10 protein-coding genes and 9 tRNA genes are annotated in these 11576 nt (G+C 65.1%); 18 read left to right on the top strand and 1 reads right to left on the bottom strand.

Translation table 11 applies throughout. The features are described 5' to 3' along the window. The first annotated feature begins 124 nt into the window (after positions 1–124). From DSM43276_RS19460 to DSM43276_RS23635, 10 genes are all read left to right on the top strand, one after another. Positions 125–198, top strand: a tRNA-Leu gene (locus DSM43276_RS19460). Between the two features lie 4 nt (positions 199–202). Beyond that, positions 203–274 (top strand) — tRNA-Lys (locus DSM43276_RS19455). Positions 275–287: 13 nt separating this feature from the next. Continuing rightward, positions 288–364: transfer RNA gene (locus DSM43276_RS19450), tRNA-Ile, on the top strand. A gap of 41 nt (positions 365–405) precedes the next feature. After that, complete coding sequence (locus DSM43276_RS19445; RefSeq protein ID WP_078327958.1) at positions 406–921, top strand: HNH endonuclease; 516 nt, start codon at positions 406–408, stop codon at positions 919–921. Further along, a tRNA-Asn gene (locus DSM43276_RS19440) sits at positions 907–978 on the top strand. Before DSM43276_RS19445 ends, DSM43276_RS19440 begins: the two co-directional genes overlap by 15 nt. A 40-nt stretch (positions 979–1018) precedes the next feature. Then, positions 1019–1090 (top strand) — tRNA-Gln (locus DSM43276_RS19435). Between the two features lie 33 nt (positions 1091–1123). Further along, positions 1124–1197: transfer RNA gene (locus DSM43276_RS19430), tRNA-His, on the top strand. Positions 1198–1199: 2 nt separating this feature from the next. Beyond that, positions 1200–1272, top strand: a tRNA-Arg gene (locus DSM43276_RS19425). Between the two features lie 17 nt (positions 1273–1289). After that, positions 1290–1364, top strand: a tRNA-Arg gene (locus DSM43276_RS19420). Between the two features lie 12 nt (positions 1365–1376). Then, positions 1377–1437: transfer RNA gene (locus tag DSM43276_RS23635), tRNA-Thr, on the top strand. Between the two features lie 2 nt (positions 1438–1439). Here the strand turns inward: DSM43276_RS23635 and DSM43276_RS19415 are convergent. Then, positions 1440–2189, bottom strand: coding sequence for an SDR family NAD(P)-dependent oxidoreductase (locus DSM43276_RS19415; protein WP_078327957.1), 750 nt, complete (start codon positions 2187–2189; stop codon positions 1440–1442). Between the two features lie 300 nt (positions 2190–2489). Here DSM43276_RS19415 and DSM43276_RS19410 point away from each other — a divergent pair, with 300 nt between their 5' ends. The 8 genes from DSM43276_RS19410 to DSM43276_RS19375 all read left to right on the top strand — a co-directional run bounded on the left by DSM43276_RS19410 (position 2490) and on the right by DSM43276_RS19375 (position 11567). Further along, entirely contained in the window at positions 2490–3728 is a 1239-nt protein-coding gene (locus DSM43276_RS19410; protein ID WP_078327956.1) for an ROK family transcriptional regulator, read from the top strand. A gap of 139 nt (positions 3729–3867) precedes the next feature. Continuing rightward, positions 3868–4329, top strand: coding sequence for an SRPBCC family protein (locus DSM43276_RS19405; protein WP_078327955.1), 462 nt, complete (start codon positions 3868–3870; stop codon positions 4327–4329). Positions 4330–4393: 64 nt separating this feature from the next. Beyond that, entirely contained in the window at positions 4394–5725 is a 1332-nt protein-coding gene (gene mshA, locus DSM43276_RS19400; RefSeq protein WP_078327954.1) for a D-inositol-3-phosphate glycosyltransferase, read from the top strand. Continuing rightward, positions 5722–6279 (top strand): type III secretion system chaperone family protein, encoded by a 558-nt coding sequence (locus DSM43276_RS19395; RefSeq protein ID WP_078327953.1) that lies wholly within the window; start codon positions 5722–5724, stop codon positions 6277–6279. Before mshA ends, DSM43276_RS19395 begins: the two co-directional genes overlap by 4 nt. 24 nt (positions 6280–6303) lie before the next feature. Then, positions 6304–7878: an AMP-binding protein gene (locus DSM43276_RS19390; protein WP_078327952.1), complete on the top strand. Its 1575-nt coding sequence runs from the start codon at positions 6304–6306 to the stop codon at positions 7876–7878. A gap of 51 nt (positions 7879–7929) precedes the next feature. Beyond that, positions 7930–8484: a pyridoxamine 5'-phosphate oxidase family protein gene (locus DSM43276_RS19385; RefSeq protein WP_078327951.1), complete on the top strand. Its 555-nt coding sequence runs from the start codon at positions 7930–7932 to the stop codon at positions 8482–8484. Positions 8485–8607: 123 nt separating this feature from the next. After that, positions 8608–9528 (top strand): SDR family NAD(P)-dependent oxidoreductase, encoded by a 921-nt coding sequence (locus tag DSM43276_RS19380; protein WP_078327950.1) that lies wholly within the window; start codon positions 8608–8610, stop codon positions 9526–9528. Continuing rightward, the gene (locus DSM43276_RS19375; protein ID WP_078327949.1) at positions 9528–11567 is read left to right on the top strand and encodes an alpha/beta hydrolase fold domain-containing protein; all 2040 of its coding nucleotides are present in this window, start codon (positions 9528–9530) and stop codon (positions 11565–11567) included. Before DSM43276_RS19380 ends, DSM43276_RS19375 begins: the two co-directional genes overlap by 1 nt. Positions 11568–11576 lie beyond the last annotated feature (9 nt).

Genomic DNA, 11576 nt, shown 5'->3' with positions numbered 1-11576 from the left:
ACATTGGCTCATGGCCGATGCATCATTGTTTGCGGTACGGGGCCGGGAGGTCCGATGTGTAGCGTGGTAGATATGAAAGGCATTGTGCTGCAAGTTATTTGAAAACTTTATAGTGGTGGCATGCGCCCCTCTGGCCCAACTGGAAGAGGCGTCCCGTTCAGGGCGGGAAGGTTCCTGGTTCGAATCCAGGGAGGGGTACTACGCGCCGTTAGCTGAGTAGGGATAGCACCGGATTCTTAATCCGGGGACGGGGGATCGAAACCTCCACGGCGTACGACGAAAAACGATGCGCGGTAGGACAGTCCGGTAGTCCAGCGGGCTCATGACCCGAAAGTCGCAGGTTCGAATCCTGCCCGCGCGACCATCTGCCGACGACCGTTCAACAAAGAAAGGAGGTACGCGGCAATGTCAACTTTCATGCCCAATCACACCGTGCAGTTCTGCAACGCAGACTACCGTGTACTGCACCTGATCCCGTGGCAGCGCGCGGTCAAGCTCATGCTCAAGGGAGTCGTGTACGCCATCGACACCCACGACCCCGCAGTGCATGTACGCAGTGCGTCGCTGATTGTCGAACTCCCGACTTCTATCGTGCTGCGCGAGTATGTGTACATCCCTTACCGGTCGGGTCACCGCGTGACCCGCGCGGGAGTGCTGCGTCGCGACGGCTACACCTGCGTGTACTGCGGGTCCAGGGCCGATACGTGGGATCACGTGCTGCCGCGCTGCCGCGGGGGAGTGGACTCCTGGCTCAACACGGTTGCGGCCTGTCGGTCCTGCAACGGATTCAAGGGAGACCGCACTCCGCAGGAAGCCGGGATGACGCTGGCGCGTGAGCCTTTCGAGCCGAAGGAACGAGACAGGTTCACCTATGCGTCGGCTTCCGGTGTTGTCCCACAGGCGCTTTCCCCGGTTGGTTAACCGGTAAACCAGCGGATTGTTAATCCGCGACTGCAGGTTCGAATCCTGCTCGGGGAGCGTGGGTGCAGGGTTCGCATCCCTCCGCATGCACCAACAGTGCCTCGTGGGGTAATCGGTAGCCCACCGGACTTTGAATCCGGGAGTTCAGGTTCGAGTCCTGGTGAGGCAGCGGCCCGATCAACAGGATCATCCCATCGGCATGGCGGCAGTGGTGTAACGGAAACACAGCGGTCTGTGACTCCGCAGTCGAGGGTTCAACTCCCTTCGGTCGCCCCAATACCCCCGTAGCGCAATGGATAGCGCACCGGTTTCCGGAACCGGAGGTTGCGGGTTCGAACCCCGCCGGGGGTGCCGAACAGCGGTGCCCCACCCCCGTAGCTCAACGGACAGAGTGACAGCCTACGAAGCTGAGGATGGAAGTTCGATTCTTCCCGGGGGGACCACAATGCCGAATTAGCTCAACGGGAAGAGCGCCTGCCTTGTAAACAGGTGGAGCGGGTTCGAGTCCTGCCGGAGGCTCAGTCGCGTGTCGCGCGGCGGGTGGATGAGGCCTGATCTCGCGGTTTGACGACGATCTGGTCCAGATTGACGTGCGGGGGCCGCGACGCGACGAACGCGATGATCTCGGCGACGTCCTCGGCGACCAACGGGGTGATGCCCCGGTAGACCGCGTCCGCCCGGTCCTGGTCACCGTCGAAGCGCACCACCGAGAACTCGGTTTCCACCGCGCCCGGTGCGACCTCGGTGAGCCGCACGGGCTTTCCGAGAAGCTCGCCGCGCAGCGTGCGGTGTAACGCCGCCTGTGCATGCTTGGCTGACGTGTATCCACTGCCGCCGTCGTACACATCGAGCGCGGCGATGGAGGTGATGGTGACGATGAGTCCGTCGCCGGAGGCAATCAGTGCGGGCAGCAGGGCGCGGGTCACCTGCAGGGTGCCCACCACGTTGGTCTCCCACATCCAGCGCCAGTGCTCCAGGTCCGCCTCGAGCACCGTTTCCAGGCCCCACGCGCCGCCGGCGTTGTTCACCAGCACGTCCACCCGATCCAGGCTCTGCGCAAGGGCGGCAACCGAATCGGCGTCGGTGACGTCGAGCACAACCGCGGTGCCCCCGATCTCTTCGGCCAGAGCGTTGACGCGGTCCTCGCGCCGAGCCGCAACCACAACATGAAATCCAAGGGCGGCAAGGGATTTAGCGGTTGCCGCACCGATTCCTGAGCTGGCGCCGGTAACGACCGCGACCCGGTCGTCGAACGTGGGATTGGTCATGGACGCCACTGTAGTCAGAAGTCCTACTAGGACATCGGCTCGTAGGGATGCTAAATTGCGCCTGTGTCCATCAAGCGTGCCGCCGAACCCCGGGTCACTTTCGTGATCGCGGGTATTGGTTCTCGGCTGCCGCTGGCTCGCGAGCTGTGTTGTCGCTGCGTCTGTCGCTGCGCCTAGTTTCTGCACGTCTTTCCTGACGTCTCGGGTGCGGTATCGCCCCAGTTCACAACACCAATAGCCATCTGTAGCCCGCGCTTCAGCCTTCGTCTGAATCCGGCCTTCCGCCAAAGGACCCCTCTCATGACTTCTCCGATTCGCCGACCTGTTTCCCGTCACCAGATTCATCCCCCCGCCCTGTACATCGGCGATAGCGCCGCGTCCTCGGTGTTCCGCGCGGCCCGTGTGCGCGGACCCGTGGCCCGCGATGCGATTGCCCAGGTCACAGGCCTTTCCATCGCCACTGTCAACCGGCAGGTCACCGCGCTGCTGGACGCCGGGCTGCTTCGTGAACGTGCTGATCTGGCGGTTTCCGGCGCCATCGGTCGTCCGCGGGTGCCGGTGGAGCTCAACCATGAGCCATTCCTGACCCTGGGCATCCACATCGGCGCCCGGGCCACCAGCATTGTGGCGACCGACTTGTTCGGCCGAACCCTTGATGTGGTGGAAACCCCCACGCCAAACGGCCCGCAGGGTGCCGCACTGGCCTCGCTGGCCGGGAGCGCGCAGCGGTACCTGGCCCGCTGGCACCGGCGTCGGCCGCTGTGGATCGGGGTGGCCACTGGTGGTGTGGTCGACGGACCGGCCGGGACGGTGGATCACCCGCGTTTGGGCTGGACCGAGGCCCCCGTTGGCCGCGTCTTCGCCGACACACTGGGTCTGCCGGTATCGGTGGCCTCGCACGTGGACGCGATGGCCGGAGCCGAGCTGCTACTGGGCCTGCGGCGCTTCGCGGCCCGCTCGCTGACGAGCCTGTACGTATACACCCGTGAGACAGTCGGTTTCGCGCTGGCGATCGACGGACGGGTGCACAGCCCGTCCAGCGGCCCGGGCACCATCGCGGCGCTGCCGGTTGATTCCGAATTGCTGGGCGGTACCGGCAAGCTGGAAACCACCGTGAGTGACGAGGCAGTGCTGGCCGCCGCGCGGAGACTACGCATCGTGCCTGCAGGTGATGGTGTCTCGGTGAGCGCGGTGTACAAGGCCGCGCGCGGCGGCAATGAGTCTGCGCGCCAACTGCTTTCCGAACGTGGCCGGGTATTGGGCCAGTCGGTGGCGCTGCTGCGCGATATCCTCAACCCCGACGAGGTGATCGTAGGTGGGCAGGCCTTTACGGAATACCCCGAGGTGATGAACGACGTCGAGACCGCGTTCCTGGATCGATCGACGTTGTCCAAGCGTGATATTCGTGTGACAGCGTTCGGCAACCGCGTGCAGGAGGCCGGCGCCGGTGTGGTGTCCCTCGGTGGCTTGTTCGCCGATCCGCTGGGCGCCATGCGGCGGGCATCGGCCCGCCGCTCGGAGACCTCGGCGCTGGCCTAGGGCTCTCGGCACGCCGAGTGTGACGCTATGGCGGGATTTCCCGTGAATTTCCGCCGTAGCTTCACACTGAGCGAGGTGGTTGCTGGCGTTTTGGCCGCGAATCTGCGACGCGGGGCCAAAAAGTGATAGGTATGTGCATATGACGCATATCCACCACGTGTCCTCCGCGAAGGTGCCGATGGCATACGCCTTCGACTACATCGGCGATGCGCACCATCTGGCGGAGTGGATGTTCGGGATCGAGCACGTTCGATTTGTCAACGACGTGCCACGGGGGCTGGGGGCGAAGTACGACATCGCCATCAACCTCGGCGCCACACTCCGGTCGACGATCGAGGTGACGGAGTGGGATCCCGACACCCTGTTCACCACCGCATCGCGCTCGGGAATCGACAACCAGGTCGAATGTCGGTTCCGGCCCATTTCGGACGACGAGACCGAGCTGGAGATCAACATCGACTACCGGCTGCCCGGCGGGCTCGCCGGACGCGCCCTGGGCAAGGTCATCTCGCCGTTCATCTCGCTGGCCATCACGCATTCGGACGAAAAGCTGCGCAAAATCCTGGAAGAGGGATATCGCCAGAAGATCACGTCGCGCTGAGGTGCAAACCGCTGGTAGGAGTACTGCGCGTCGACAGCTTGTGCGTAAGTGACAAGATGGCTGTGTGCTTAGTGGCGATGAGTTCGCGCGCCGGGCGGTTTCGGCGCTGAAGCCGCGCCGCATCGCCGTCCTATCCGTACACACCTCGCCACTGGCCCAGCCGGGTACCGGCGATGCCGGCGGCATGAACGTCTACGTGCTGCAGACAGCCCTTCAGCTGGCCCGCCGGGGCGTTGCCGTCGACATCTTCACGCGTGCCACCGCGTCCTCCGATGAGCCGGTGGTGGCCGTTGCGGACGGGGTGACCGTGCGCAACATTGTCGCCGGCCCGTTCGAAGGCCTGGACAAGTACGACCTGCCCACCCAACTCTGTGCATTCACCGCCGGGGTGCTGCGCGCCGAGGCGATCCACGAGCCCGGCTACTACAACCTGGTTCACTCGCACTACTGGCTCTCGGGTCAGGCGGGCTGGCTGGCTCGCGACCGCTGGGGCGTCCCGCTGGTCCACACCGCGCACACGCTCGCCGCGGTGAAGAATCAGACGCTCGCCGAGGGGGACCGCCCGGAGCCCGCGCTGCGCGCGGTGGGGGAGCAACAGGTGGTGGACGAGGCGGACAGGCTCATCGTCAACACCAAAGACGAATCCGAGCAACTGATTTCGATACATCGTGCGGACCCCGGTCGCATCGATATCGTTCACCCCGGCGTCGACCTGGACGTGTTCACGCCTGGAGACAAGACGGCCGCCCGCGTCGAGTTGGGCCTGCGGGCCGACGAGCGGATCGTCGCCTTCGTTGGACGCATCCAGCCCCTGAAGGCCCCCGACCTGCTGGTACGTGCAGCCGCGAAGCTGCCCGGGGTTCGTGTTCTCATCGTTGGTGGGCCGTCCGGCAGCGGTCTCGACGAGCCGACGGCGCTGCAGGATCTCGCTGCGGACCTCGGGATCGCAGACCGGGTCACCTTCCTGCCGCCGCAGTCGCGAGAACGGCTCGCCCAGGTGTATCGGGCGGCCGATATTGTTGCGGTGCCCAGCTATTCAGAGTCCTTCGGGCTGGTCGCCATCGAAGCCCAGGCCTGCGGGACCCCGGTGGTGGCTGCCGAGGTGGGGGGTCTTCCGGTCGCGGTCGCCGACCAACGCACCGGCCTGCTGGTTCCGACCCACCGCACCGAGGACTGGGCGGACGCCATCGGGCAGTTGTTGATGCGCACCGGGGCTGAACTCAGCGGTGCGACCGTCGCGCATGCCGCCGGCTTCTCCTGGTCCAGCACCGCCGATGCCCTGCTGGCCAGTTACAGTCATGCGATCTCTGATTACCGTGCGCCACAAAGACCTTTGACGCAGCGTCCGCCGCGTTCGCGGTTTCGGTCGCGTCGGCTGTCGGGGCTACGGCGATGACCACGGCCGGGGACGCCTACGCCACCATCGTGCGGACGCTCGTGGAGCGGGAGATCGTCTTCACCGAGCATCACGGACCGGACGGCAAGCCCGCGCTGATCGTGGAGCTGCCGGGTGAGCGCAAGCAAAAGATCACCACGATGCTCAGCCCGGGCGAGCACGCCGTGCGCGTCGAGGTGTTCGTCTGTCGCCGCCCCGACGAGAACATCGAGGGTGTCTATCGATACCTGCTCAAACGCAACCGCCGGCTGTATGCCGTCGCGTACACGATCGACAACACGGGCGACATCTACCTGGTGGGTCGCCTGCCGCTGCCCGCGATCACCCCCGATGAGATCGACAGGTTGCTCGGACAGGTGCTCGAGGCCGTGGACAACGACTTCAACATCTTGCTGGAGTTGGGGTTCAAGACCTCCATCCAGAAGGAGTGGGCGTGGCGTACCTCGCGGGGCGAGTCGCTGAAAAACCTTGAGGCCTTCGAGCACCTCATCGAGGATGGACCCCCGTCGACCAGTCGAGGCCCAGAAGAGGCAAGGACTATCGGCACGGACTAGACGCGGCGTGCAAGACTGTCCGGCGTGACGTTCCGTAGCCCTCTGCCCGACGTTTCCATTCCCGACTGCTCTGTCTACGAGTACGTGTTCGGCGACACGAGCGGAGACGACGACCGTGTCGCGCTCATCGACGGGCTTTCCGGGGCGCAGACCACCTTTGGCGAGCTGCGTGCGCAGATTGACGCGGCGGCGGCGGGTCTGGCCGCCCGCGGATTTGGTCTCGGCGACGTCGCGGCGGTCTTCCTGCCGAACTGCTCGGCCTTCGCCGTGGTCTTGCACGGCATCCTGCGCGCGGGCGGCACCGCGAGCACCGTCAACGTGTTGTACACCGCCGAGGAACTGGCCAAGCAACTCATTGACTCCAAGGCGCAGCTCGTCTTCACGGTGTCGCCGCTGCTGTCGCGCGCGCTGGAGGCCGCGGAGATCGCGGGTATTGATGCCGTCGACGTGATCACCGTCGACCCCGTCGAGGGGCGCCTCTCGCTCGCCGATATCGTGCGGCCCGATCTGGCGCCGCCGGAGATTTCCTTTGACCCGGCAACGCATTTGGCGGTGCTGCCGTACTCCTCGGGAACCACCGGTAAGGCCAAGGGTGTCATGCTCACCCACTACAACCTGGTCGCCAATATCGCTCAGGCCAAGCACCTCTACGGGGTGGAACGAGGCGACCGGGTGCTGGCCGTCCTTCCGTTCTTCCACATCTACGGTCTGGTCGTCCTGCTCAACGTGCAACTCAAGCTGGGCGCCGAGCTGGTGATCCTGCCCCGGTTCGAGCTCGACACCTTCCTGGGCTCCATCGCCAACTACCGCGTGGACCACGTCTTTGTCGCCCCGCCGGTGGCGGTGGTGCTGGCCAAGCACCCGGACGTCGACAAGTACGACGTCTCCTGCCTGCGCTCGGTGTTCTCGGGCGCTGCCCCGTTGGACGAGCAGCTGGGCAATGCCGTTGCCGCGCGTCTGAATTGCCGCGTCAGCCAGGGCTACGGGATGACCGAGCTCAGCCCCGTCAGCCACCTCATTCCACCGGGTCGGCCCGATATCCCGCTGAACTCGGTGGGTATCCCGGTGCCGAATTCTGAGAACAAGCTCATCGACACCGAGACCGGCGCGGAGATCGAGATTCCTGCCGAGGGCGAGAGCGCGCCCGGCGAGCTGCTGGTGCGCGGCCCCAATGTGATGGCCGGTTACCTCGGCAACGAGGAGGCCACCGCAGCGACGATCGAACCCGACGGGTTCCTGCACACCGGAGATATCGCGGTCGTGCGCGCCGACGGAGTGGTGACGATCGTCGACCGGCTCAAGGAGCTCATCAAGTACAAGGGCTACCAGGTGCCGCCCGCCGAGTTGGAGGCGTTGCTGCTGACTCACCCGGGTATTGGCGACGCTGCCGTCATCGGCGTTCCCGACCCGTCCAGCGGTGAGATTCCCAAGGCGTTCGTGGTCCGCACCGATCAGGACCTCACCGATGAGGAGGTCATGACCTTCGTCCAACAGAACGTGGCTCCGCACAAGCGGATTCGACAGGTGGAGTTCATCGACGCCATCCCCAAGAGCGCTGCGGGCAAGATCCTGCGCAAGGACCTGCGCGCACGCACCTGACCTGCGAAATCCAGTGGCGGGTTGTCAGACCCGAGTGGCATCCTGGACCGTATGGGTCAGGTGTACGAGGAGATCGACGACACGCTCGCTCGATGGCTGACCGAGCAGCCGGTGTTCTTCGTGGGCACCGCACCGAGCGGTCCCGAAGGGCACGTCAACGTGTCTCCCAAGGGGATGGCCGGGACCTTCGCGGTGTTCGGGCCACGCCACGTGGGCTACCTGGACTACTTCGGCAGCGGTGCGGAGACCATCGCGCACGTGCGCGATAACGGGCGCATCGTGCTCATGTTCTGCTCGTTCGACAAGCGCTGCCGCATCATCCGGTTGCACGGCCGCGCCCGTGTGGTGCAGTTCAACGAATCCGACTATCCGAAGCTCCGTAGCCACTTCGACAAGAAGCTCGAAAAAGGTACGCGCTCAATCATTTTGGTTGACGTCACCCGGGTGTCCGACTCCTGCGGCTACTCGGTTCCGCTGATGGATTTCGTGGGTCATCGAGACGTGTATGAGAAGCATATCGAGAAGGTGCCCGCGGAGAAGATGACCCTGGAGAGCGCGCTGGAGAAGAACGGCAGCTCGATTGATGGCCTGCCCGCGTTGCAGTAATCTTCGCGCGGTACGACTAACCCGACATTAATCTCGCCGGACCCTTGACAAGCGGGCGGGCGTGACACACGCTTGGTTTACGTTTACGAGTGATGCGTAAGCGACAAGCGAAGGGTGATGCCAATGACGGCACCCGACGCGGGAGCCTACCCGCGCCGACGTCCAAAGGTCAGCTACGGGGCGAGCGCGGTGGTGACCGGCGCGGGCAGCGGTATTGGACGCGCCTTCGCAGAGGCCATCGTGGCCCGCGGCGGCCGAGTGGTGTGTGCCGATATCAACCTGGCCAGCGCGCGGGAGACCGCCGACAAGCTCGGATCTGACAACGCGCACCCCGTCGTGTGTGATGTCAGTTCGTACGACGAGATAGTCACGCTCGCCGATACCGCGACCGCCTGGCTGGGGCATGCCCCTGATCTGGTCATCAACAACGCGGGTATCGGTACCGGCGGCAAACCCATCGGCGAGGTGTCGATGGACGACTGGAACGCCACCATCGGTATCAACATGTGGGGAATGATCTACGGTTGCCAGGTTTTCACCCCCCGGCTGCGTGAGCTGGGATTCGGCGGCATCATCAATGTATCGTCGGCCGCCAGTTTCGCGGCCGCGCCACTGATGGGTCCGTACAACGTCAGCAAGGCGGCCGTGCTCGCGCTGTCGGAGACGTTGCGTGCGGAGCTGGCGGGCAGCGGGGTGCGGGTAACGGTGCTGTGTCCCACGGCCGTCAAGACCAACATCCTCGACGGCGCGCGCATCCCCGGGCCACTCACCAACCTCGCGAGCACCGCGTTCAAATGGGTTGGCGTGTCGCCGGAGTGGATCGCGAAGACGACTCTCAACGCGCACGATCGGGGGCGGCTGTATGTGGTTCCGCAGCCCGACGCCAAACTCATCTGGGCGATGAAACGCCATGCGCCCGTGCCTTATTCGTGGGGCACCGGAATCATCTCGCGGTTGGGCAGGCTGCTGCCCGAGGACACCGATCCGCATAAGTTGTGGGATTCCGCCTACGAACAGCAATCCCCGGTCACGGTGGTGCGCTGATGACGGGCTCTGCGCTGCCGGTCGTCGTCGTCGGCGCCGGATACACCGGATTGGGCATCGCGGTGGGTTTGCAAGAGGCCGGGATCACCGACTTCACCGTGCTCGACCGCGCCCGCCCGGCACCGGGAAGCTGGCGTGACGACACCATTGCCCTGTTCACGCTCGATCCGTACGTGAAGTTTGGCAATGATGTCACCCGGGTCGCGCTCGACGATGACGTGTGGATCGTGGACACGGAAGCCGGACAGCGCTTTACCGCCCGCGCGGTGGTGCTGGCGACTGGATCGGTGGACGGTAGTCCCGACATCCGGGGCATCGAGGGGTACGCAGGAAAGATCCTCGACGCCGCCCGGATCGGTGACGGTACAGAGCTTGCCGGGCTGCGCGTCGCCGTTGTCGGCAACAGTGCCGCTGCCGCATCAGTGCTACCCGTAGTGGTGCGAAATGCCGCCAGTGTCAAGCTTTTCCAAAGTTCACCCGATTGGGTACTGCCGCGGACAAGTGGCCGCCTGGGGCAGCTGGTCGATCGCACGCTGCGCCGTGAGACACGCCAGGCCTGGTTCTCGGGTAGGAGTCCCAAAACACGCGGGTTGCTTGAAGTGGTGGCTCAGCGCAACCTGCGCCGGCGTGTGCCGGACCCCTGGATTCGGCGTCAACTGACGCCGCTGAGGCTCACCGGTCGCCCCAACGTCGTGGTGACCGATGAGTTCCTTACCGCACTGCAGGCTCCCAACTGCAAGCTGGTTACCTGGCCCATTGCCCGATTCAGCAGTGGAGGCATCCGCACCGCCGAAGGTATCGACCACCAGTGCGATGTCGTGGTCTTCGCGTCCAGCCCGGATGCGGGATCGAGCATCGCAGTGGTGCCGGTGGTGGGGGCCCAGCGTCGTCAGTTGAAGCCGACAGGCCGCGTTTCGGCCACAGTGGCGGGCTTCCCGAACTTGTTCCTCGCCGATCTGCCGGCTACCGAACCGAGTCGCGACAGTGCTCGCAAGACGCAGGCGCGAATTAACGCCGTAGTCGGTGGAGTGTCGTTGGCATTGCGCACCGCGGACATGGCCGCAGCAGCGGTCTCTGATGCCTCGATGCGCACCAAGGCCACCACAGCGCTCACCGCCATGGGGTTGCGGCCCGTGCTGTCTCGAGCTCGTCTGGACAAGACGGGCAAGCCAGGTGTGCTGCTGGCGCGACGTATTGTCGCGACCATCATGGCGGTCGGTGGATCGATGCCCCGCGGCGCCGAGGTGGTGCGATTAAGGGATCCGATACGGGGAGAATGGGTTCGGGCGGGGGCAGCGCTCAGCGCCGACGACCCGGGCCCTGCCATTCTGTACATCCACGGCAGCGGCTACGTCATCTGCTCGGCAAAAACCCACCGTTCGATGGTCGCCCGTCTGTCGGAGGCGACCGGACTGCCAGCCTTCACCGTCGACTACCGGTTGGCACCCGAACATGTCTTTCCAGCGGCCGCCGACGACGTCCGGGCCGCCTACGACTGGCTGCTGGAGCGTGGTCATGCCGCCCAGAACATTGTGGTTGCCGGTGATTCTGCGGGCGGGCATCTCGCGGTTGACCTGCTCATCGAGAACCATCGGCTGAGCGTGCCGCAGCCCGGTGCGGTGGCGTTGTTCTCGCCATTGCTGGACATGACGCTCGGTTTGGCCGCCGAACGTGAGAAGGTGCGGCCTGACCCCGCCATCACCGCGGCCGCCGCCAAACATCTGGTGGACAAGTACACCCGCTTTGAGCCTGCCGACTCGCCGCGCCTGCGTCTGAGCTTCCCCGCCGGAATCTCCCTGCCGCCCACTCTGATTCAGGCTGGCGGGGCCGAGTTCCTGGCCGCCGACGCGCAGGAGCTGGCACGAATGATCGAAAGCGCCGGTGGGCAATGCGACCTGCAGATTTGGCCCGAGCAGATCCACGTGTTCCAGGCCCTGCCCCGGTTGATTCCGGAGGCCAACGCGGCGCTGGGCGAGGCCGCCAGATTCATCACCGGGGTGCTGGCCCAACAGCCCCTGCGTACGGCCCGGACCGCATAGGAAGGCGAA

The sequence above is a fragment of the Mycobacteroides salmoniphilum genome, assembly GCF_004924335.1.
Lineage (GTDB): Bacteria > Actinomycetota > Actinomycetes > Mycobacteriales > Mycobacteriaceae > Mycobacterium > Mycobacterium salmoniphilum.
This window is presented reverse-complemented; position numbering and strand designations above follow the sequence as displayed.

What these genes read in the sequence shown, in the direction of transcription:
- DSM43276_RS19445 (WP_078327958.1), top strand. Translation starts at nt 406, where the DNA reads ATGTCAACTTTCATGCCCAATCACACCGTGCAGTTCTGCAACGCAGAC.
- DSM43276_RS19415 (WP_078327957.1), bottom strand. Translation starts at nt 2,189, where the DNA reads ATGACCAATCCCACGTTCGACGACCGGGTCGCGGTCGTTACCGGCGCC.
- DSM43276_RS19410 (WP_078327956.1), top strand. Translation starts at nt 2,490, where the DNA reads ATGACTTCTCCGATTCGCCGACCTGTTTCCCGTCACCAGATTCATCCC.
- DSM43276_RS19405 (WP_078327955.1), top strand. Translation starts at nt 3,868, where the DNA reads ATGACGCATATCCACCACGTGTCCTCCGCGAAGGTGCCGATGGCATAC.
- DSM43276_RS19395 (WP_078327953.1), top strand. Translation starts at nt 5,722, where the DNA reads ATGACCACGGCCGGGGACGCCTACGCCACCATCGTGCGGACGCTCGTG.
- DSM43276_RS19385 (WP_078327951.1), top strand. Translation starts at nt 7,930, where the DNA reads ATGGGTCAGGTGTACGAGGAGATCGACGACACGCTCGCTCGATGGCTG.
- DSM43276_RS19380 (WP_078327950.1), top strand. Translation starts at nt 8,608, where the DNA reads ATGACGGCACCCGACGCGGGAGCCTACCCGCGCCGACGTCCAAAGGTC.
- DSM43276_RS19375 (WP_078327949.1), top strand. Translation starts at nt 9,528, where the DNA reads ATGACGGGCTCTGCGCTGCCGGTCGTCGTCGTCGGCGCCGGATACACC.